Source organism: Leifsonia sp. NPDC058248 (genome assembly GCF_042881905.1).
Lineage (GTDB): Bacteria > Actinomycetota > Actinomycetes > Actinomycetales > Microbacteriaceae > Leifsonia.
Map to the genome: position 1 here is coordinate 294,840 of NZ_JBHVXB010000002.1, position 21,280 is coordinate 316,119.

Annotated in this window: 18 protein-coding genes; all 18 read right to left on the reverse strand. The window is 68.9% G+C overall.

Annotation, left to right across the window (positions count from 1 at the left end; genetic code table 11):
* Window positions 1-76: 76 nt before the first annotated feature.
* The 18 genes from tpiA to ACFVV5_RS04660 all read right to left on the reverse strand — a co-directional run bounded on the left by tpiA (window position 77) and on the right by ACFVV5_RS04660 (window position 21,278).
* Complete coding sequence (gene tpiA / locus ACFVV5_RS04575; protein WP_387239620.1) at window positions 77-880, reverse strand: triose-phosphate isomerase; 804 nt, start codon at window positions 878-880, stop codon at window positions 77-79.
* Window positions 868-2,085 carry a phosphoglycerate kinase gene (locus ACFVV5_RS04580; protein WP_387239623.1) on the reverse strand — a complete coding sequence of 406 codons (1,218 nt, stop codon included), beginning with the start codon at window positions 2,083-2,085 and terminating at the stop codon, window positions 868-870. Before ACFVV5_RS04580 ends, tpiA begins: the two co-directional genes overlap by 13 nt.
* A gap of 16 nt (window positions 2,086-2,101) precedes the next feature.
* Window positions 2,102-3,109, reverse strand: coding sequence for a type I glyceraldehyde-3-phosphate dehydrogenase (gene gap / locus ACFVV5_RS04585; RefSeq protein ID WP_387239626.1), 1,008 nt, complete (start codon window positions 3,107-3,109; stop codon window positions 2,102-2,104).
* A gap of 101 nt (window positions 3,110-3,210) precedes the next feature.
* The gene (locus ACFVV5_RS04590) at window positions 3,211-3,837 is read right to left on the reverse strand and encodes a superoxide dismutase (protein ID WP_387239629.1); all 627 of its coding nucleotides are present in this window, start codon (window positions 3,835-3,837) and stop codon (window positions 3,211-3,213) included.
* A gap of 109 nt (window positions 3,838-3,946) precedes the next feature.
* Window positions 3,947-4,927: a DNA-binding protein WhiA gene (gene whiA / locus ACFVV5_RS04595; RefSeq protein WP_387239632.1), complete on the reverse strand. Its 981-nt coding sequence runs from the start codon at window positions 4,925-4,927 to the stop codon at window positions 3,947-3,949.
* Between the two features lie 55 nt (window positions 4,928-4,982).
* A complete protein-coding gene (rapZ, locus tag ACFVV5_RS04600) occupies window positions 4,983-5,858 on the reverse strand; it encodes an RNase adapter RapZ (RefSeq protein WP_387239634.1) in 876 nt (291 codons plus the stop codon).
* Window positions 5,859-5,895: 37 nt separating this feature from the next.
* Entirely contained in the window at window positions 5,896-7,926 is a 2,031-nt protein-coding gene (gene uvrC / locus ACFVV5_RS04605) for an excinuclease ABC subunit UvrC (RefSeq protein ID WP_387239637.1), read from the reverse strand.
* Between the two features lie 9 nt (window positions 7,927-7,935).
* A complete protein-coding gene (gene uvrA, locus ACFVV5_RS04610) occupies window positions 7,936-10,821 on the reverse strand; it encodes an excinuclease ABC subunit UvrA (RefSeq protein WP_387239640.1) in 2,886 nt (961 codons plus the stop codon).
* Window positions 10,822-10,963: 142 nt separating this feature from the next.
* The gene (locus ACFVV5_RS04615) at window positions 10,964-11,494 is read right to left on the reverse strand and encodes a hypothetical protein (RefSeq protein ID WP_387239643.1); all 531 of its coding nucleotides are present in this window, start codon (window positions 11,492-11,494) and stop codon (window positions 10,964-10,966) included.
* The gene (locus tag ACFVV5_RS04620) at window positions 11,491-12,813 is read right to left on the reverse strand and encodes a DUF58 domain-containing protein (protein ID WP_387239646.1); all 1,323 of its coding nucleotides are present in this window, start codon (window positions 12,811-12,813) and stop codon (window positions 11,491-11,493) included. Before ACFVV5_RS04620 ends, ACFVV5_RS04615 begins: the two co-directional genes overlap by 4 nt.
* Window positions 12,810-13,871 (reverse strand): AAA family ATPase, encoded by a 1,062-nt coding sequence (locus ACFVV5_RS04625; protein WP_387239648.1) that lies wholly within the window; start codon window positions 13,869-13,871, stop codon window positions 12,810-12,812. Before ACFVV5_RS04625 ends, ACFVV5_RS04620 begins: the two co-directional genes overlap by 4 nt.
* Window positions 13,861-14,424 (reverse strand): hypothetical protein, encoded by a 564-nt coding sequence (locus ACFVV5_RS04630; protein ID WP_387239651.1) that lies wholly within the window; start codon window positions 14,422-14,424, stop codon window positions 13,861-13,863. Before ACFVV5_RS04630 ends, ACFVV5_RS04625 begins: the two co-directional genes overlap by 11 nt.
* On the reverse strand, window positions 14,421-15,155 hold the full coding sequence (locus tag ACFVV5_RS04635) for a DUF4129 domain-containing protein (RefSeq protein ID WP_387239654.1): 735 nt from the start codon (window positions 15,153-15,155) through the stop codon (window positions 14,421-14,423). Before ACFVV5_RS04635 ends, ACFVV5_RS04630 begins: the two co-directional genes overlap by 4 nt.
* 60 nt (window positions 15,156-15,215) lie before the next feature.
* Window positions 15,216-17,288, reverse strand: coding sequence for an excinuclease ABC subunit UvrB (gene uvrB / locus ACFVV5_RS04640; protein WP_387239657.1), 2,073 nt, complete (start codon window positions 17,286-17,288; stop codon window positions 15,216-15,218).
* An 80-nt stretch (window positions 17,289-17,368) separates the two neighbouring features.
* A complete protein-coding gene (gene coaE / locus ACFVV5_RS04645; protein WP_387239660.1) occupies window positions 17,369-17,965 on the reverse strand; it encodes a dephospho-CoA kinase in 597 nt (198 codons plus the stop codon).
* 107 nt (window positions 17,966-18,072) lie between these two features.
* Entirely contained in the window at window positions 18,073-19,524 is a 1,452-nt protein-coding gene (gene rpsA, locus ACFVV5_RS04650) for a 30S ribosomal protein S1 (protein ID WP_387239663.1), read from the reverse strand.
* A gap of 108 nt (window positions 19,525-19,632) precedes the next feature.
* Window positions 19,633-20,616 carry an epimerase gene (locus ACFVV5_RS04655; protein ID WP_387239666.1) on the reverse strand — a complete coding sequence of 328 codons (984 nt, stop codon included), beginning with the start codon at window positions 20,614-20,616 and terminating at the stop codon, window positions 19,633-19,635.
* Window positions 20,613-21,278, reverse strand: coding sequence for a DUF4166 domain-containing protein (locus tag ACFVV5_RS04660; RefSeq protein WP_387239669.1), 666 nt, complete (start codon window positions 21,276-21,278; stop codon window positions 20,613-20,615). Before ACFVV5_RS04660 ends, ACFVV5_RS04655 begins: the two co-directional genes overlap by 4 nt.
* Window positions 21,279-21,280: the final 2 nt, after the last annotated feature.

The following is a 21,280-nucleotide window of genomic DNA, read 5'->3' on the forward strand; positions in this document are numbered from 1 at the left end:
GGGTCAGACGCCCGGGAAGACCAACGACCAGTATAACCGCAGGCGACTCCCCGAGCCGCCCGCGGTTTCGCGGAGTCTAGAGTCCGACGTGCTTCTGGTAGCGGATGATGCTGGTGAACTCGGTCACGTCGAGACTGGCGCCACCCACGAGCGCGCCGTCGACATTGGGCTCACGCATGAAGCTCGCGATGTTGCTCGACTTCACCGAGCCGCCGTACAGGATGCGCGTCTTGGCCGCCACGTCTTCGCCCAGCACCTCGACGAGGACGGCGCGCAGCGCGGCGGCGACCTGTTCGGCCTGCTCGGGCGTCGCGGCCTGACCGGACCCGATCGCCCACACAGGCTCGTAGGCCACGACGATGTCGGCGGCCGAGGTGACCTTGGACAAGGCCGTGCGCAGCTGAGCGACGGGAACGGCGCTGGCGCCGTGCAACTCCAGGTCTTCCGCCGTCTCGCCGACGCAGATGATCGGGGCGAGGTTGTGCTCGAGGGCCGCCGCGACCTTGCCGGCGACCTGCTCGTCGGTCTCACCGTGCAGGGTGCGGCGCTCGGAGTGTCCGATGATCACATAGCGGCATTCGAGGGCGGCAAGGAAGGAAGCCGCGATCTCGCCCGTGTACGCGCCGGACTCGTGCTCGGAGACGTCCTGACCGCCGAACGCGATCGGGAGCTTGTCCGCGGACACCAGGGTCTGCACGCTGCGCAAATCGGTGAACGGCGGGAAGACCGAGACCTCGACCGCTGAGAAGTCGTGACCGGCGTCTTTGAGACTCCACGCCAGCTTCTGGACGACCGCGATCGCCTGCAGGTGATCGAGGTTCATCTTCCAGTTGCCGGCGATGAGCGGCGTACGCCGCACCGACGAGCTCACTGCTGCCATCCGAGGACCTCCAGTCCCGGCGGGTGCTTGCCCTCGAGGAACTCGAGACTCGCACCGCCACCCGTAGAAATGTGACCGAACTGGTCGTCGGAGAAGCCGAGCGCCCGAACGGCAGCGGCGGAGTCGCCTCCGCCGACGACACCGAGACCGTCGACCTCCGTGAGTGCTTGGGCGACCGCCTTGGTGCCCGCTGCGAACGGCGCCAGCTCGAACACGCCCATCGGGCCGTTCCAGAACACCGTGCGACCGGCGCGCACGTATTCGGAGAACAGCTGCGCGGTCTCGGGGCCGATGTCGAGGCCGAGGCCGTTCGCACCCCAGTCGGTGTCCTCGATGCCGTCGATCGGACGCACCACGTGCTCGGCGTCCGCACTGAACTTCGACGCGACCACCACATCCCGCGGCAGCACGATCTCGACGCCGAGCTCCTTGGCCGTGGCCAGGTAGCCCTTGACGGTGTCGATCTGGTCGGCCTCGAGCAGGCTCGACCCCACTGTGTGGCCGAGGGCCGCGAGGAACGTGAAGAGCATGCCTCCGCCGATGAGCAGCGAGTCGACACGAGGCAGCAGGTGCCCGATCACGCCGAGCTTGTCGGACACCTTCGAGCCGCCGAGAACGACCACGTAGGGGCGCTCGGGCTTCTCGGTGAGGCGCTCGAGCACGTCGAGCTCCGTCGCGATCAGCAGGCCGGCCGCGCTGGGGAGAGCCTGGGCGAGCTCGTAGACGCTCGCCTGCTTGCGGTGGACGACGCCGAAGCCGTCGGAGACGAACGCGTCTCCGAAGGCCGCGAGCTTGCCCGCGAAGGCCGCGCGCTCTGACTGGTCTTTGCTGGTCTCCCCCGGGTTGAACCGGAGGTTCTCCAGCAACGCGACGTCGCCGTCCTGCAGTGCGGCGACAGCTTCTTCGGCGCCTCCGCCCACGGTGTCGCGCGCGAACGTCACCGGCTTGCCCAGCAGCTCGGAGAGTCGCTGGGCGACCGGCGCCAGACTGTATTTCGCATCGGGCGCGCCCTCGGGGCGGCCCAGGTGGGAGATCACGACCACCTTCGCGCCCTGGTTGATCAGGGCGTTCAGGGTGGGAATCGACGCTCGCACGCGGCCATCGTCCGTGATCTGACCGTCCTGCAGAGGAACGTTCAGATCACAGCGGACGATGACCTGCTTGCCGGCGAGCGAACCGAGTGAATCAAGTGTGCGTAGCGTCACGTCGGTTCCCTGGTGGTTAGAGGCGCTCGGCCACGTACTCGGTCAGGTCGACGAGACGGTTGGAGTAGCCCCACTCGTTGTCGTACCACGACGCGACCTTGACCTGCGTGCCGATGACCTTGGTCAGGCCGGCGTCGAAGATCGACGAGTGCGGGTCGCTCACGATGTCGGTCGAGACGATCGGGTCTTCGGTGTACTTGAGGATTCCCTTGAGGGGACCCTCGGAGGCCGCCTTGTACGCCGCGTTGATCTCGGCCACGGTGACGGGCTTCGAAACCTCGACCGTGAGGTCGGTGATCGAGCCGGTGATGACGGGCACGCGGAGGGCGTAGCCGTCAAGCTTGCCGACGAGCTCCGGGATGACCAGGCCGAGCGCCTTGGCCGCACCGGTGGAGGTCGGGATGATGTTCGCGGCGGCGGCGCGGGCGCGGCGGAGGTCGCTGTGCGGGCCGTCCTGCAGGTTCTGGTCGGCGGTGTAGGCGTGGACCGTGGTCATCAGACCGCGCTCGATGCCGAAGTTGTCGAGCATCACCTTGGCGAGCGGCGCGAGGCAGTTGGTCGTGCACGAAGCGTTGGAGATGATGTCGCTCACCGCGCTGTCGTAGGTCTGCTCGTTGACGCCGAGGACGATCGTGGCGACGTCGTCGCCGCTGGCGGGAGCCGAGACGATGACCTTCTTGGCGCCACCCGCGATGTGCTTGCGGGCGTCGTCCGACTTGGTGAAGCGTCCGGTGGACTCGATGACGATGTCGACGCCGAGCTCGGCCCACGGGAGGTTCGCCGGGTCGCGCTCCTCGAGAACGATGATCGGCTTGCCGTTGACGACGATCTTGTCGCCTTCGAGCTCGACCGTCGCATCCAGACGACCCGTGATGGAGTCGTACTTCAGAAGGTGCGCGAGGGCCTTGTTGTCGGTGAGGTCGTTGACGGCGACGATCTCGAGATCGCTCCCCTTGGCCAGCGCGGCGCGGAAGAAGTTACGACCAATGCGACCGAACCCGTTGATTCCGATCTTTACGGACACAGATGTCTCCTGTTACTGAGAGGCGCCGACGGCGCACTTGTATGGGATGAAAACGGACGGCGGTGTCCCGGGAGGCAGCCCTTCCGGGACACCTCTCCCCGCTACGACAGTAGCAGCAGGCCCGCGGTCTTTTCGCGCGCGCTGACGAAGCGACGGTCGACGTCGGCCCAGTTGGTGATGTTCCAGAACGCCTTGACGTAGTCCGCCTTCACATTGACGTAGTCGAGGTAGAAGGCGTGCTCCCACATGTCGAGGAGCAGGAGCGGAATCGTGGCCGCCGCAAGGTTTCCCTGGTGGTCGTAGAGCTGCTCGATGATCAGCTTCTGGCCGAGGGAGTCCCAGGCGAGGATCGACCAGCCGGAGCCCTGGATGCCCAGTGCCGATGCCGTGAAGTGCGCGCGGAACTTGTCGTACGATCCGAAGAACTCGTCGATCGCGGCCGCGAGCTCACCCGTGGGCTTGTCTCCGCCGTCGGGCGAGAGGTTGTTCCAGAAGACCGTGTGGTTGACGTGGCCGGCGAGGTTGAACGCCAGGTCTTTCTGCAGCTTGTTCACGTAGGTGAGGTCATCGGCGTCGCGAGCTTCGGCGAGCTTGGCGAGGGCGGTGTTCGCACCGTCGACATAGGCCTTGTGGTGCTTGTCGTGGTGGAGCTCCATGATCCGTCCGCTGATGTTCGGCTCGAGCGCCGAGTAGTCATACGGAAGTTCGGCGAGCGTGTAGTCAGCCATTACTCATCTCCTCTTGTGGTTCCCGGCCCGAGCGGTTCGGTACGGGCTTCGAGCGACTTCTTCAGTCTAGTAAGGGCAACCGGTCGTGCCACGGGTTGCTTCCCGGACGTTACACCTCGTCGAGGTCGGCGGGGAGGTTCGCCTCCGTGCCGGGGATGCCGAGGTCGGCGGCGCGCTTGTCAGCCATCGCGAGGAGGCGGCGGATGCGGCCGGCGACGGCGTCCTTCGTCATGGGCGGGTCGGCGTGGTGCCCGAGCTCGTCGAGGCTGGAGTCGCGGAAGTTGAGCCGCAGCTCTCCCGCGTAGCGGAGGTGCTCCGGCACGTCGTCGGCAAGGATCTCCATCGCCCGCTCGACCCGGGCGCAGGCGGCCACGGCGGCCTGCGCGGAGCGGCGCAGGTTGGCGTCGTCGAAGTTGACGAGCCGGTTGGCGGTGGCGCGCACCTCCCGGCGCTGGCGCAGCGCCTCCCAGTTCTCGACCGTCTTCGTGGCGCCCATGTGGACCAGCATCGAGCTGATGGCGTCACCGTCGCGGATGACGACGCGGTGCACCCCGCGCACTTCCCTGGCCTTGGCGGCGATGCCGAGCCGGCCGGCGGCGCCGACCAGGGCCATGGCCGACTCGTTACCCGGGCAGGTGACCTCGAGCGCCGCAGAGCGTCCGGGGTCGGTCAGCGATCCGTGCGCGAGGAAGGCGCCGCGCCACACGGCGGCGAGCTCGTCGCGCGAGCCCGTGGTGAGCCGGTTGGGCAGGCCGCGGATGGGGCGGCGGCGAGCATCCAGGAGCCCGGTCTGACGAGCGAGGGTCTCGCCGCCATCGAGCACCCGCACGAGGTACTGGCTGGTGCGGCGCAGCCCGGATGCGGAGATCACGGACACGTCGCTGCGCACGCCGTAGAGCTCGGCGAGGTCTTTGCGCACCCGCCGGGCGAGCTCAGGGGTGTCGAGTTCGCTCTCCACCGCGATCCGGCCGCTGATCAGGTGAAGACCGCCGGAGAACCGGAGGATCGTCGCGAGCTCGGCCGCCCGGACGGTGGTCTTGCTGATCTCGACCTTCGTGAGTTCGTCTTTGACGTCGGAGGTGAGAGCCAATCGGGTTCCTATCTGTGTCGTCGGCCGGGATGGGGCCGTAAATCGGTGGCCGGCGTCATTCACGGCCGAGATCGCGGTGTTTTGTGTTCACCGCGAGCCCTGGGAGTTCACGCAGACGGGTGGCGAGCTCTTCCGCAATCGCCACCGAGCGGTGTTTTCCCCCCGTGCAGCCTACCGCGATCGTGGCGTGCCTTTTGTTCTCGCGCTGGTACCCGGCGAGGACAGGGCGGAGAGCGTCGACGTAGGCGTCGATGAACTCCATTGCTCCGGGCTGCTCGAGCACGTAGTCGCGCACCACGTCGTCGAGGCCGGTGAACGGCCTCAGCTCCGGATTCCAGAACGGGTTGGGCAGGAAGCGCGCGTCGCTCACCAGGTCGGCGTCGGGCGGCAGGCCGTATTTGAAGCCGAAGCTCAGCAGCGTGACCTGCACGCCCGCGGTGTTCTCCGCCGCGAACGTCTCCGTGATGTTCGTGGCGAGCTGATGGATGTTGAGGTCGGAGGTGTCGACGATGATGTCGCTCGCCTCCCGGATCTCGCGCAGCCGTGAGCGCTCGGCGACGATGCCGTCGAGGATCGTCCCGTCGCCCTGGAGCGGGTGCGGACGGCGCACCTGCTCGAAGCGGCGGACGAGCGCGGCATCCGTGGCCTCGAGGAAGAGCACGCGCACCTTGGTGCCTTCGCGCAGGCTCTGGATCATGTCGCGCAGGTCGGTGAAGAAGTTGCGCCCGCGCACATCGACGACGGCGGCGATGCGCGGGAGGGTCGAGCCGGCCCGGTTGGCCAGCTCGATCAGCGGGCGGAGCATCTGCGGCGGCAGGTTGTCGACCACATACCAGTCGAGGTCTTCCAGCGCGTTCGCGACCGTCGAGCGGCCGGCCCCCGACATTCCGGTGACGATCAGCACTTCCTGCTGCTCGTGTTCGGTGCTCATCAGGCGCGCTCCTCGCGATCGGGGTGGTGTGCTCAGCCTATCTACTGGCGAGTCGTTCATGGATGGCCCCAGCTAGGGTGGGGCCGACCCCGCGAACCTCCGCGATCTCCTCTGGGGTCGCCTTTCTGAGCTGCGCGACCGAGCCGAAATGCTTCAGCAGTTCTTTGACGCGGGACGGGCCAAGGCCCGGGATCTCGCCGAGCACCGAACCGATATCGCGTTTGCGGCGGGCGCGCTGGTACGTGATCGCGAACCGGTGGGCCTCGTCGCGGATGCGCTGGATCAGGAACAGCGCGTCGCTGTTGCGGGGCAGGATGACCGGGAAGTCGGAGTCGGGCAGCCAGAGCTCTTCGAGGCGCTTGGCGATTCCGACGAGCTGGATGCCCTGGACGCCGGACTCCTCGAGTGCACGACGGGCGGCGGCCACCTGCGGTTGTCCGCCGTCGACGATGAGGAGGTTGGGCGGGTACGAGAACTTCTTGCGGCGCTTCTCGGCGGCCTCCTGCAGTTCGGCGTCGATGTCGATGACCGGGTCGTCGCCGGCGAGGTCGTCTTCGCTCGTCGGCTCCCCGGCGTTCCCGGGCTCCCCGGCGCCTGCGGCCTCCGCCGCCGTCAGGGCCGCGCCGTTCTCGACCGCGTCGAGCTCGGGGTTCTTGAGGTAGGCGAGCCGTCGGGTGATCACCTGGTAGATCGACTCTGTGTCGTCGGTCGACTCCGGGATGCTGAATCGCCGGTACTGGTCTTTTCGGGGCAGCCCGTCTTCGAAGACGACCATCGAGGCCACGATGTTGGTGCCGCTGAGGTGCGACACGTCGTAGCACTCCATCCGCAGGGGCGCGTCGGCCATGCCGAGGGCGTCCTGGATGTCGTTGAGGGCTTTCGAGCGCGCCACGAAGTCGGAGCTGCGGCGCGTCTTGTAGAGCACCAGCGCGTTCTTGGCGTTCATCTCGACGGTCTGCGCCAGTGCGGCCTTGTCGCCGCGCTGCGCGACCCGCAGTGCGACCCGGCCCGCCAGCGTGCCGCGCGGCGCCGACGGGTCGCCGATCTCGTGACGGCGGGCCGTGAGCCAGAGCTCCAGCTCGGCCGCGTCTTCGGGGAGCTCGGGGACGAGGATCTCGCGCGGCGGAGCATCCGTGCCCTCGTAGGCGTTCTGCACGACGGTCTCGACGAGCTCGCCGAGTTCGACGTCGATCTCTTTGTCGACCACCCAGCTGCGCACGCCGCGGATGCGACCGCCGCGGACGATGAACTGCTGCACGGCCGCGGCCAGCTCGTCATGAGCGATCCCGAAGACGTCGGCGTCCACGTTGTCGGGGAGCACCACCGCGCTCTTGCCCATCGCGGCCTCGAGCGCCTGGATCGCGTCGCGGTGGCGCGCGGCGGCCTCGTAGTCCTGCGTGCTCGCCGCCGCCTTCATGCGTTCGGTGAGGGCCCGGATGTACTTCGAGTCGTTGCCCGCCATGAAGGAGACGAAGTCTTCTGCGAGCTCGCGATGCTCCTCCGGGGTGACGCGCCCGACGCAGGGCGCTGCGCACTTGCCGATGTCGCCGAGCAGACAGGGGCGCCCGGTGAGTTCGGCGCGACGGTAGACGCCGTCGGAGCAGCTGCGCACCGGGAACGCCTTGAGCATCAGGTCGACCGTGTCGCGGATGGCCCAGACCTTCGTGTACGGGCCGAAGTATCGGGCGTCTTTGACGCCGCGGTTGCGCGTGACCATCACTCGCGGGATGCGCTCGCCGAGCGTGACCGCGAGGTACGGGTACGACTTGTCGTCGCGGAACTGCACGTTGAAGGGCGGGTTGAACTCTTTGATCCAGGTGTACTCGAGCTGAAGCGCTTCGAACTCGGTCGCGACCACCGTCCACTCGACCGACGCCGCCGTGGTGACCATGCGCCGGGTGCGATCGTGCAGGCTGCGCAGGGGCTGGAAGTAGTTGCTCAGCCGTGCGCGGAGGTTCTTCGCCTTGCCCACGTAGAGCACCCGGCGATGAGCATCCCGAAAGCGGTAGACGCCCGGCTGGGTGGGGATCTCCCCGGCTTTCGGCCGGTAACTGACGGTGTCTGCCACGCGGGTATCCTACGCGGCGCCCCGGGCGCTCTCCGCCCCCTGCAGGAGCTCCTTGAGGAAGTACCCGGTGTGACTGCCCGGTGCCTCGGCGACCTGCTCGGGCGTGCCCGTCGCGATCACGCGACCACCGCCGGCCCCGCCCTCCGGCCCCATGTCGATGATCCAGTCGGCCGACTTGATCACATCGAGGTTGTGCTCGATCACGACGACCGTGTTGCCCTTGTCGAGCAGGCCGTTGAGGACCAGAAGGAGCTTGCGTACGTCTTCGAAGTGCAGACCGGTGGTCGGCTCGTCGAGGACGTACACGCTCCGGCCGTTGGACCTGCGCTGCAGTTCGGTGGCGAGCTTGACGCGCTGCGCCTCTCCGCCGGAGAGCGTCGTGGCGCTCTGCCCGAGACGCACGTAGCCGAGTCCCACGTCGACCAGCGTCTGCAGGTAACGGTGGATGGCCGAGATCGGCTCGAAGAACTCGGCCGCCTCGCTGATCGGCATGTCGAGCACTTCGGCGATGTTCTTGCCCTTGTAGTGGACCGAGAGCGTGTCGCGGTTGTAGCGGGCTCCCCCGCACACCTCGCAGGCGACGTACACGTCGGGCAGGAAGTTCATCTCGATCTTGATCGTGCCGTCTCCCGAGCAGGCCTCGCAGCGGCCGCCCTTGACGTTGAAGCTGAACCGGCCGGGAAGGTACCCGCGGGTCTTCGCCTCGATCGTCTCGGAGAACAGGGTGCGGATGCGGTCGAACACGCCCGTGTAGGTGGCGGGGTTCGAGCGCGGGGTGCGGCCGATCGGGGCCTGATCGACGTGCACGACCTTGTCGAGGTTGTCGAGGCCGGTGACCGCCTTGTGCTTGCCGGGCAGCTTGCGCGCACCGTTCAGCCGGTTGGCGAGCACCCGGTAGAGGATGTCGTTGACCAGAGAGGACTTGCCCGAACCGCTCACGCCCGTGACGGCGACGAAGGTGCCGAGCGGGAAGTCGACCGTGACCTTCTTGAGGTTGTTGGCCTCTGCTCCGACCACCGAGATCATGCGGTTCTTGTCGATCGGCCGCCGCTTCGACGGGGTCTCGATCTCTTTGCGGCCGGCCAGGTAGTCGCCGGTCAGCGACTTCGTGTTGGCGAGCAGGTCGTGGTAGGAGCCCGAGTGCACGACGTGGCCGCCGTTCACTCCTGCGCCCGGACCGATGTCGACGATCCAGTCGGCGGTGCGGATTGTGTCTTCGTCGTGCTCGACGACGATGAGCGTGTTGCCGAGGTCGCGCAGGGCGATCAGGGTGTCGATCAGCCGGCGGTTGTCGCGCTGGTGCAGACCGATGCTGGGCTCGTCGAGCACATAGAGCACACCGGTCAGCCCGGAGCCGATCTGCGTGGCGAGCCGGATGCGCTGCGCTTCTCCGCCGGAGAGGGTGGCGGCGGCCCGCGACAGGTTGAGGTAGTTGAGCCCGACCTGGATGAGGAAGTCGAGGCGGACCTTGATCTCGCGCAGCACCTGGGCCGCGATCTTCTCCTCACGCTCGGTGAGGTGGAGCTTGTCCATGAACGCGCGCGCGTCGATCAGGCTCAGCTCGGATGCGTCGGCGATGCTCGCGCCGTGCACCAGGACCGCCAGGACCTCCGGCTTGAGTCGCTTGCCACCGCACACCGGGCACGGGACCTCGCGGAGGTACTCCGCCCAGCGGGCACGCTGCGAGTCGGTCTCGGCCTGCAGGTACTGACGCTCGATGTACGGCACGACGCCCTCGAAGCCCGAGGTGTAGCTCATCTCACGGCCGTAGCGGTTCTTCCACTTGACCTTGACCTCGAAGTTGTCGCCGCGCATCACGGCGTTGCGCACCTCGGAGCTCAGCTCGCGCCACGGGGTCGTGAGAGAGAAGCCGAGATCGCGCGACAGACCGTCGAGCAGTTTCTCGTAGTAGTTGAACAGGCCCTTGCCCTGGGTGGTCCACGGCACGATGACGCCTTCGGCGATGCTCAGCTCGTCGTCGCCGAGGAGCAGGTCTTCGTCGACGGACATCCGTGTTCCGAGACCGGAGCATTCGGGGCAGGCGCCGAACGGTGCGTTGAACGAGAAGGTGCGCGGCTCGATCTCGGTGAGCTGGATGGGGTGGCCGTTCGGGCACGACAGCTTCTCGCTGAAGGTGCGCCACGCGTCGGGGCCTTCGGCGTCGACGTAGTTGACCTGCACGATGCCGTCGGTGAGGCGGAGTGCCGTCTCGAGCGAGTCGGTGAGGCGGGTCAGGATATCGGGACCGGCCACCAGACGGTCGACCACCACTGCGATGTCGTGCTTGTACTGCTTCTTGAGAGTCGGCGGATCGCTGAGCTGGATCTGCTCGCCGTCGACGATGGCACGGGAGTATCCGCCGGCCGCGAGCTCCTTGAAGAGGTCGACGAACTCGCCCTTCTTCTGCGAGACGACCGGGCTGAGCACCTGATAGCGGGTGCCTGGCTCCAGCTCCATGAGCTGGTCGGCGATCTGCTGGACGGTCTGGCGCTGGATGGGCTCACCGCAGACCGGACAGTGCGGCACGCCGATGCGAGCCCAGAGCAGGCGCATGTAGTCGTAGATCTCGGTGATGGTGCCCACCGTCGACCGCGGGTTGCGGTTGGTGGATTTCTGGTCGATGGAGACCGCCGGGCTCAGACCCTCGATGAAGTCGACGTCGGGCCGGTCGACCTGCCCGAGGAACTGGCGGGCGTAGGCCGAGAGCGACTCGACGTACCGGCGCTGCCCTTCGGCGAAGATGGTGTCGAATGCCAGCGAGGACTTGCCCGACCCCGAGAGACCGGTGAACACCACCAGGGAATCGCGCGGGATCTCGAGGTCGACGTTGTGCAGATTGTGCACACGTGCGCCCCGGACGCTGAGGTGGGATCCGGTTACCTTGCTGATAGTCACTCGATCAATTCTCCGCTACTCAAGTGGGGGCCCGGGCCGTGTTCGCGCACCGCGGATCGAAGATATGTTCGATTGTAACCGATCCCCCGCTGCCGTGCCCCGGCACGCGCCGAGTCTATGCCGGACCACCGACATTGCAACCTCAGCCGCGTGGCCGCACGAGGAGGGGCGCGGCGAGGGCGACGGCGAGAGCGAGAACCCCCGCACCGGCGACGACGGCGAGCCCGAGGACGGACGCGCCCGAGAACGCGGAGGCGAGCGCGAGGGCACCCGCGGCCACGAGCTGCACCGGCGCCTGGACGAGGACGAACCGCCGCGCGCTGGGCCAGAGTGCGGCCGGCTGCACGCGCGCGGAGGGCGCGACCACGAGCATCCAGGACCCGAGGATGTGCAGGAGATGGACTCCGGCGATCAGCACATACGGGTGCCAGTCGGCGACGCTCTGGTCGCGCAGGAGCACCGTGAACGCGAGGACGCCGATCAGGAACCACGCCGTCAGCCAGCGCGGCATCGCCACGGCGGCTGCGGCGAGGAGGAGCGAGACTCCGAGCCAGAATCCGGCCGTCGCCTCGGCCACGCAGAGCCCGACTGCGACCGCGGCGAAGGCGGCCCGCAGCGCCCAGCCGGGGAACACCCGTCCGAGGTCGGGAGCGGCCGTCCCTGCGACGCTCATCGCCGCCTCCTCGGCCGGCTCAGCTCGCGCAGACGGGCCTCAGGGGCCGCGCCCGGCGTATCCTGCCACCGCAGCAGGTCGATCCCGGCCGCCGTGAGCCGGCGGAAGCGCAGTGTGCGCTCCAGCTGGACGACCCGCAGCGCCACAGCCTCGCGCGCCGCGAGATCGTCGGTGCTCGGATCGGGCAGCACGTCGATCGCGATCACCCGGTGGCCGGCGGCGCGCCAGACGAGGGCGAGCCGGAGCGCCTGCTCGTCGAGGAACGTCGACAGCACGTAGACGAGCGCTCCCGGGGGCAGGATCGGAGCCCGCACACGTTCGGTGGCGACACCGCGCGGCCCCGTGAGCGCGACGGCTCGCAGCACGCGCTGGAGATGGCGCGCGCCCGAGCGGGCGGGGATGCCGCGGGCCGCGTCGGCGAGGTCGTCGAACCCGACCCTGTCCCCCGCCGCCACGTAGGCGCCGGCGAGCGAGGCCGCCGCCTCCCGGGCGAGGTCCTGCGAGCTGACGCCGGGAAGCGGATGCGGCACGGCCCAGTCGGCGACCCGCGCGGTCAGGTCGTCGCGGCTGTCGAGAACGAACTGGATCGCGGCATCCGATGTCGCCATCGTCCGGCGCACGTAGAGCTCCCCGGGCAGCTGGGCGCGCCGCGCCGTCGCCTTCCAGTCGATGCGACGCAGCCGGTCGCCGGCGGTGAAGCGGTCGACATCGCGGAACTCGCCGCCGTCTCCCGGCCGCGCCGAGTCGTGCGGACCGGTCAGCCCGCCCAGCCGGTACGGCAACGGGAGGCTGCGCACGGGCAGCACGCGCGGCGGCACGACGCGGTCCGCCGTGACGACCGGGGTCGGCTCGCTGACGATCGAGGCGTCCGCTCCGAGCATCCGGACCTCGACGGCGACGAAGCTCTGCGGGCCGGAGTGCCCGACGGTGAGAGCGGCGCCGAGCCGTGCTGCCGCCCGGGTCGAGACGACCGCTTCGATCGGCGGCTGGTCGTGCAGGGACAGCCGGAGCTCGAACGCGTCTGCGCGAGCATCCGCGTGGGCGTGCACCGAGGCGGCGAGGGTCGCGCCTCCCGCGGGTTCGACCTGGGCCCGGATGCCCACCCGCAGTCGTTCGGACGGCCGCCGATCCCAGGCGAGCGCCGCGGAGACGATGAGCGGCGCCGCGACGAGCGCGAGGTCGACCCGCGCTGCCACGAACCCGGCGACGAGGCAGACCACCGACGCGACGACGGCGGCCACCACCGCTGGGCTCAGGTTCCAGCGCGGCGCGAACCAGGTGGTGCGCGCCGGCCGGCCGTCGTCATGGGCGCCGGTCACACCGCGGACCCGTCCGCCACGCTGCTCGCCGCCCGCTCCCGGGAACCGACGACCGGCGGTCCCGGCACGGAGTTCACGACCTCGGCGACCACCTGGGACGCCTCGATCCCGCTGGTCCAGGCCTGGGCCGTCAGCGAGAGCCGGTGGGACAGCACCGAGGTCGCGACCGCCTTCACGTCGTCGGGGATGACGAAGTCGCGTCCGGCCATGACCGCGCGCGCCCGGGCGACCAGCAGGAGCCCCTGCGATCCGCGTGGCGAGGCCCCGACCTCGACCGAGCGGTGGCGGCGGGTGGCGGCGGCGAGTGCCACGCAGTACGCGGCGATGTCCGGGTCGACGTCGACCTGTTCGATGCCCGCCTGCATCGCGAGCAGGGTGGCCGTGTCGATCACGGGTTCGACCGAGGCCTTCTCCTGCCGCCTGTCCACCCGGGCGAGGAGCACGCGGCTCTCGCCCTGCGCATCCGGATAGCCGACCGCCAGCCGCACCATGAAACGGTCGAGCTGCGCCTCGGGGAGGGCGTACGTGCCCTCGTACTCGATGGGGTTGGAGGTCGCGACGACGTGGAACGGTATCGGCAGCGGGAAGCTGCTCCCCTCGACGGTGACCTGGCCTTCGGCCATCGCCTCGAGGAGGGCGGACTGCGTCTTGGGCGAGGTCCGGTTGATCTCGTCGGCGAGGAAGAGGCCGGTGAAGACCGGCCCCGGCCGGAACTCGAACGCGCCGCTCGACGGGACGTAGACGAAGGAGCCCGTGATGTCGGCCGGGAGCAGGTCGGGCGTGCACTGCAAGCGACGGAACTCCAGGCCGATCGCCGAGGCGATGCAGCGCGCGGCGAGGGTCTTGCCCAGACCGGGCACGTCTTCGAACAGGACGTGCCCGCCGGCGAGGATCGTCGCGAGGGCGAGTTCGAGCGCCGGGCGCATTCCGACGACCACGGTCGAGACGCGATCGAGCACCTCGGCGCTCAGCCGGGCGATCTCCGGGACCGGGAGCGGGGTCGCGGATGCCGGCGGAGCCGTCACGGCGGCGGGACGCATCAGGGCGTCATCGGGCATGGGTGTCCTCCTCGGTGGGGCGGCGGTCGGCCGTGCCCAGCCGGCCCGGCCGCGCGTCGGCCAGTCCGTCGAGCACGCCGAGCACGGACTGGTAGGTGGAGAGTTTCGGCAGCTCGGCCGTGCCACGCCGGATGATCCGGAGCACGTCCGCCCCGACGGCGCGTTCGATCTCGGGACGGTCGGCCGGATCGTCGAGGTCGAGCCCGTGGAGCTCGAGGGCCTGGGCCGTGAGAGTGCGGAGCCGGCGGACGGCTTCGGGCGCGACTCCCCCGCCGCGCGCGTGGAGGGCCCAGCCCAGTTGGACGATCTCGCGTCGCGAGCCGTCGCGCGGCGCCGGATGCTCGGGCGCCCAGTCGACCCGCGGCTGATCGCCGACCAGACCGACGCAGGCGGCGAAGGCGAGCACGACCGCTCCGAGCCCGACGGCGTGACCCACGTCGACGCCGAAATACCAGGCGGCGACCCCGACCGCGAGTGCGAAGGCGAGACAGCCGAGCAGCCGTCCGCGGTAGGGCGGCCGCAGCAGCGAACGCCGCCGGCCGGTGTCCGTCATCGCGTCCCCCCACTCGCTGCGGTGCTCGTGGTGCCACCGGCGGTGCCGCGGGTCCAGGATGCCCGGAGCGCGTCGAGCGACGAGACCGCCGCCGCCACGTCCTCGGCTGTCACCGGCGCGTCTCCGAATCGCACCCGCAGGTACAGCTCCAGCAGCGCTCGGGCGGCGGAGCGGTCGGCGCCGACCCGCGACAGGATTCGCGCCGTGAACTCGCTCGGCGTCTCGGCCGGCAGCCTGCGCACGCCGGACTCCTCCGCCGCCTCCTGGAGTCCGAGCCAGGCCTGTTCGATGGCGTCTCGCGGTTCCCGGTCTTCGCCGAGGATGTCGAGGGCGCGGTCGAGGCCTCGCCGCAGCTGCGGAGCATCCGGTTGCGGGGCATCGGGCTCGATGTCGTCGAGAGCGTCGACCACCAGCGCTTCGCCGCTCGCGTCGACCCGCCGGAGGCGTTTGCGCACGGCTCGCCAGATCAGGATGGCGATCACCCCGAGCACCACCACGATGACGAGGAGGGCGATCCACGAGAGGTCGACACGGGTGACCTCGGCGGGTGGCCGCGGCACCGCCGTCTCGGTCGAGGCCGGTTGGGTGAGCTCAGCGGGTGGCGGCTGCCGGCTCGCCCAGTCGGGGATCCAGACGATTCCGCCGAACACCGGCGCTCCTTGCAGCGCGACAGCGACGAGCACGAGTAGGGCGAGCCCGGAGCACACGACCAGCGTGCGATGACGTCTCATCGCCCTCTCCCCGTTGCGCGGCCCATTCTGACACCGTAGCGCGCCGCCGACGGGATTCGGTCAGCCCAGGTGCCCGGCCTTCTCCATCTGCCGCAGGTCGCGCTTGAGGTCGCCGAGCTCGTCGCGCAGTCGTGCCGCCAACTCGAACTTGAGCTCGCCGGCCGCCGCGAGCATCTGCTCGTTGAGGTCGGCGATCAACGCCTCGAGCTCCGCGCCGCCTTGCGCGGCGATTCCGATCCCGCCCTTGCGCAGGTTGGGCGTCGGGCTCTTCTTCTTCGCGTCGCGTCCGGCGAGCATCTTGGCGGTGTCGGCGCCCTCACGGGCGAGCACATCGGTGATGTCGGCGATGCGTTTGCGCAGCGGCGTGGGATCGATGCCGTTGACCTTGTTGTACTCGAGCTGCTTGTCGCGGCGCCGGTCGGTCTCTTCGATGGCCTTCTTCATCGAGTCGGTGAGCACGTCGGCGTACATGTGAACAGCGCCGGACACATTTCGGGCCGCACGGCCGATGGTCTGGATGAGCGACGTCGACGAGCGCAGGAAGCCCTCTTTGTCGGCGTCGAGGATCGCGACGAGCGACACCTCGGGCAGGTCGAGTCCTTCACGGAGCAGGTTGATGCCGACGAGCACGTCGTACACGCCCGCCCGCAGTTCGGTGAGCAACTCGACGCGCCGCAGCGTGTCGACGTCGGAGTGCAGGTAACGCACACGGACTCCCGCCTCCGCGAGGAAGTCGGTGAGCTCTTCGGCCATCTTCTTCGTGAGCGTGGTCACGAGCACGCGCTCGTCCTTCTCGACGCGCAGCCGGATCTCTTCGAGCAGGTCGTCGATCTGCCCCTTGGTGGGCTTGACGACGATCTGGGGGTCGACGAGGCCGGTGGGCCGGATGATCTGCTCGACGACGCCGTCGGCGATGCCCATCTCGTACCGGCCGGGAGTGGCCGAGAGGTACACCGTCTGCCCCACGCGGTCTTTGAACTCGTTCCATCGCAGCGGACGGTTGTCGAGAGCGCTCGGCAGGCGGAAGCCGTGCTCGACGAGGGTGCGCTTGCGCGAGGAGTCGCCCTCGTACATCGCGCCGATCTGCGGGACCGTCACGTGCGACTCGTCGATGACGACGAGGAAGTCGTCGGGGAAGTAGTCGAGCAGGCAGTTCGGCGCCTCACCCCGCGCGCGGCCGTCGATGTGCCGCGAATAGTTCTCGATGCCCGAGCAGAAGCCGATCTGCTCCATCATCTCGATGTCGAACTGGGTGCGCATGCGGAGTCGCTGCGCTTCGAGCAGCTTGCCTTCGCGCTCCAGCTCGACGAGCCGGTCGTGCAGCTCGGTCTGGATGGTGCCGATGGCGCGCTGCATCGTGGCGGGGCTCGCCGCGTAGTGGGTGGCCGGGAACACGGAGACGGCGTCCATCTTGCTGATGATCTCGCCGGTGAGCGGGTGGAGCGAGTAGAGCGCCTCGATCTCGTCGCCGAAGAGCTCGATGCGGATCGCGTGCTCTTCGTACACCGGGATGATCTCGATCGTGTCGCCGCGCACACGGAACTTGCCGCGGGAGAAGTCGATGTCGTTGCGCTCGTACTGCATGCCGACGAAGCGCCGGATGAGGGCGTCGCGCCCCACGTTCTCGCCCACCTGGAGCGCCACCATGGCCTCCAGGTACTCCTCGGCCGCACCGAGACCGTAGATGCACGAGACGGTCGACACGACGACGACGTCGCGCCGGCTGAGCAGCGAGTTGGTGGTCGAGTGCCGGAGCCGCTCGACCTCGGAGTTGATCGAGGAGTCTTTCTCGATGAAAGTGTCGGTCTGCGGGACGTAGGCCTCGGGCTGGTAGTAGTCGTAGTACGACACGAAGTACTCGACTGCGTTGTTCGGGAGCAGCTCGCGGAATTCGTTGGCCAGCTGCGCGGCCAGGGTCTTGTTGTGCGCCAGTACGAGGGTGGGGCGCTGCACCTGCTCGATGAGCCAGGCGGTGGTGGCCGACTTGCCGGTTCCGGTGGCGCCGAGGAGGACGACATCCGTCTCTCCCGCGTTGATGCGGCCCGCGAGCTCTGCGATCGCCTGCGGCTGATCGCCGCTCGGCGTGTACTCGCTCACGACCTCGAACGGACGGACGGCGCGCGTTGGTTCCATGCGTCAAGTCTACGGAGCACCTCCGACATCGAGCCGGGTGTGCGCTGTGGGCGGAACCGCCGCCGGAGCCCGCCTGGCCGTCAGGCCGTCAGGCGATCCCAGAGCAGATCGGTCTGCTCGAGGGTCTGCTCGAGCGTCCCGTCGGTGTCGATCACGACGTCGGCGACCGCCAGCCGCTCGTCGTCCGACGCCTGCGACCGGATGCGCCGCTCGGCCTCCGCGCGCTCCATGCTGCGCAGCGCGACCAGACGATCCACTCTGGTCTCCGCCGAGGCGTGGGCGACCACGATCAGGTCGAACGGGTACTCGTTGGCCGACTCGACCAGCAGCGGCACGTCGTAGACGACGACAGCGTCGGGGTCCGCCGCAGCGGCCTCATCGAAACGCGCCGTCGAGGCGCGGAGCACCGCGGGGTGGGTGATCGCGTTGAGCCGGAGCAGCGCCTCCCCGTCGGCGAACACGATCGCCCCGAGGGCAGGACGGTCCAGGCTTCCGTCGTCGCGGAGCACCCCGTCGCCGAAGGTCTCGGCGATCTCGGCGAGGGCCGGAGTCCCCGGCTCCACCACCTCGCGGGCGATCCGGTCGGCGTCCACGACGACCGCACCGTTCTCGGCGAGGCGTCGGGCGATGGTCGATTTGCCGGAGGCGATCCCGCCGGTGAGTCCGATCAGCTGCACTCCCCCATGCTAGGCGAGTGGAGGCGGGGCGGACGGACGGACGCAACGTCGGTTAACGCCGGAACGGCCGGCCCCGAAGGACCGGCCGTTCCTGACGTGCTGCCCGATCAGGAGTTCGAGCTGAGCTTCTCGCGCAGAGCCGCAAGCGACTCGTCGTCGGCGAGGGTGCCGGCCGTGCTCGGCTCGCTCGAGAACGTCGAACCGCCGGTGGAAGCACCTTCGGTGGACGTCTCTTCGAGACCCTTGGCGACCTGCTTCTTGTGCGCCTCCCAGCGAGCCTGGGCTGCAGCGTAGTCCTGCTCCCACTTCTCGCGCTGGGCGTCGAAGCCTTCCTTCCACTCGTTGGTCTCGGAGTCGAAGCCCTCGGGGTACTTGTAGTTTCCCTGGTCGTCGTACTCGGTGAGCATTCCGTAGAGGGCCGGGTCGAACTCGGTGCCTTCGGGGTCGACGCCCTCGTTCGCCTGCTTGAGCGAGAGGGAGATGCGGCGACGCTCGAGGTCGATGTCGATGACCTTGACGAAGACCTCGTCGCCGACCGACACGACCTGCTCGGCGAGCTCGACGTGCTTGCCCGACAGCTCCGAGATGTGCACGAGGCCCTCGATGCCGTCTGCGACGCGCACGAACGCACCGAACGGAACCAGCTTGGTGACCTTGCCCGGTGCGACCTGTCCGATCGCGTGCGTGCGGGCGAAGACCTGCCACGGGTCCTCCTGGGTGGCCTTGAGCGAGAGCGACACGCGCTCGCGGTCCAGGTCGACCTCGAGGATCTCGACGGTGACTTCCTGGCCCACCTCGACGACCTCGGAGGCGTGCTCGATGTGCTTCCAGGAGAGCTCGGAGACGTGCACGAGTCCGTCGACGCCGCCGAGGTCGACGAACGCGCCGAAGTTGACGATCGACGAGACGACACCCTTGCGGACCTGACCCTTGTGGAGGTTGTTCAGGAACGTGGTGCGGCTCTCGGACTGCGTCTGCTCGAGCAGGGCGCGACGCGACAGGACCACGTTGTTGCGGTTCTTGTCGAGTTCGAGGATCTTGGCCTCGATCTCCTGGCCGAGGTACGGCGTGAGGTCGCGGACGCGGCGCAGCTCGATGAGCGATGCCGGGAGGAAGCCACGAAGACCGATGTCGACGATGAGGCCGCCCTTGACGACCTCGATGACGGTACCGGTGACGACGCCGTCAGCGTCTTTGATCTTCTCGACGTCGCCCCACGCGCGCTCGTACTGCGCACGCTTCTTCGACAGGATGAGGCGGCCTTCTTTGTCCTCCTTCTGGAGAACGAGCGCCTCGACGGTGTCGCCGACCTGGACGACCTCGCTCGGGTCCACGTCGTGCTTGATGGAAAGTTCGCGGGAGGGGATGACACCCTCGGTCTTGTACCCGACGTCGAGGAGGACCTCGTCGCGGTCGATCTTGACGACAGTACCTTCGATGAGGTCACCGTCGTTGAAGAACTTCAGCGTCTTTTCGACCGCGGCAAGGAAGTCTTCAGCAGATCCGATGTCGTTGACGGCGACCTGCTTGGGTGCCTTGTCGGTCGTTGCGGTTGTCATGTAGTGAGTGCTCCGTTATGGACATAATTCGGGCCGATCGCGAGATGCTGCATTTGTTGTTCCGCGAACGGCAGGCGGATAGAGGCGCCACAAATGTGACAGTCCAGTCTAGCTGTGCTTTGAGGCGACCGGCAACCCGCGCGCTGTCACGATGTCGCGCAACGCCGGCTCGAGCTCCGGATAGGCGAACTCGTACCCGGCGTCGAGCAGCCGTTCGGGCACGACCCAGCGGCTCTTGAGGACGAGCTCGGTCTCGGTGCGGATGGCAGCGGACCCCAGTTCGAGCATCCACCGGTAGGCGGGGAATCCGAACGGGACGCCGAGCACCCGTCGCAACGTGGCCATGAACGTGCGGTTGTCGACCGGATGGGGGGACGCCACATTCACTGTGCCGTCGAGTTCCGGATGCTCGCGCACGAAATCGATCGCGCCGAGGACGTCGCGGAGGTGCACCCAGCTGAAGCGCTGACGGCCGGCGCGAGCACGGAACTCGTGGAAAGTGCCGGCGTTGCGCCGGGCGGTCGTGGCGAACCAGCGTCCGTCGCGCTGCGGGCCGCCGAGCCCGAACCGCGTCAGGCGGATGAGCGGGACGAGCGCGCTGCCGTCGCCGAGCACGATCGCCATGCGGAGCGCGACCCGACGCGTCTTCGGCAGCTCGCGCTCGAAGAGCGCGCCCTCCCACGCCTTCGCGACGTTCACGGAGAAGCCGCTGCCCAGCTCGCCCGTCGACTCCGTCATGGCGCGGTCTTCGGCGTGCCGGTAGATCGTGGCGGTCGACGAGTTGATCCAGAGCGGCGGCGGGTTCTCGCTGGCGGCCACCGCCGTGCCGAGCTCCCGCGTGGTGTCGAGCCGGGAGCGGAAGATCTCGGCCCGCTCGGCGTCGCCGTAGCGGCAGTTGACGCTCTTGCCGGCGAGGTTGATCAGCAGGTCGGCCCCGTCGACCAGCCGGGTGATCGCGGCGGTGTCGCCCCAGGAGGCGTCGGCGCCGTGCCGTCCGATGAGCTGGACGCTCGCCCCACGCGTCCGGAAGGCCTCGGCCAGGTAGGCGCCGATGAAACCGGATGCCCCGGCGATGACGATGCGCTCGCTCACGCGGTCCGCTCCCCCGTTCGGATCTCGTAGCGGAAGGTCCCCGCGTACTCGTAGAGCCTACCGATCACGGGCAGCTCGATCGTGATCGCGACGCGCTGCGCATCGTGCGCCTGGTCGTAGCGCTCGGTGAGCGAGACCCGGGGCGACGCGAACCGCGGCAACCGGATGCCCGCCCGGCCGAATCGCACGACAACCGTGGTCGAGTCCAGCCGCAGCCCGCCGTCGACCACGGTGGCGCGGAACCACGACTCCACCCGGACGGGCGAGCCGAGACGGTCGACGATCCGGCCGCGCTCGGCGGCGATCTCGTCGATCATGGTGCGCCGGCAGTCGCCCAGCTCGAAGACCCGTTCCGCCCGGACGGCGGCGCCGCCAGCGGGACTCGTCCCGGGACGGTTGACCACGGTGAAGGGCACGTCCCGCTGCCAGACCGGGAAGATCACGTGCGCGGGCGACACCAGCGCGATGATCGGCCAGAGCCATCGCCGGGGCGTGCCGACCGCGTCGAACACGCCCCGGCCGTAGCCGTGGCTACCGTCTGGGATGCGCTCGAAGTACGCGCGGAGCCGCGGATGCAGCTCATCGAGCTTGTCTCCGAGCACGACCCGGTACGGCGACCCGGTGCCGTCGCGGCCCTCCGGATCGCCGTTGCTGGCCGTCACTC

What these genes read in the sequence shown, in the direction of transcription:
- tpiA (WP_387239620.1), bottom strand. Translation starts at nt 880, where the DNA reads ATGGCAGCAGTGAGCTCGTCGGTGCGGCGTACGCCGCTCATCGCCGGC.
- ACFVV5_RS04590 (WP_387239629.1), bottom strand. Translation starts at nt 3,837, where the DNA reads ATGGCTGACTACACGCTCGCCGAACTTCCGTATGACTACTCGGCGCTC.
- rapZ (WP_387239634.1), bottom strand. Translation starts at nt 5,858, where the DNA reads ATGAGCACCGAACACGAGCAGCAGGAAGTGCTGATCGTCACCGGAATG.
- ACFVV5_RS04615 (WP_387239643.1), bottom strand. Translation starts at nt 11,494, where the DNA reads ATGAGCGTCGCAGGGACGGCCGCTCCCGACCTCGGACGGGTGTTCCCC.
- ACFVV5_RS04625 (WP_387239648.1), bottom strand. Translation starts at nt 13,871, where the DNA reads ATGCCCGATGACGCCCTGATGCGTCCCGCCGCCGTGACGGCTCCGCCG.
- ACFVV5_RS04630 (WP_387239651.1), bottom strand. Translation starts at nt 14,424, where the DNA reads ATGACGGACACCGGCCGGCGGCGTTCGCTGCTGCGGCCGCCCTACCGC.
- ACFVV5_RS04635 (WP_387239654.1), bottom strand. Translation starts at nt 15,155, where the DNA reads ATGAGACGTCATCGCACGCTGGTCGTGTGCTCCGGGCTCGCCCTACTC.
- uvrB (WP_387239657.1), bottom strand. Translation starts at nt 17,288, where the DNA reads ATGGAACCAACGCGCGCCGTCCGTCCGTTCGAGGTCGTGAGCGAGTAC.
- rpsA (WP_387239663.1), bottom strand. Translation starts at nt 19,524, where the DNA reads ATGACAACCGCAACGACCGACAAGGCACCCAAGCAGGTCGCCGTCAAC.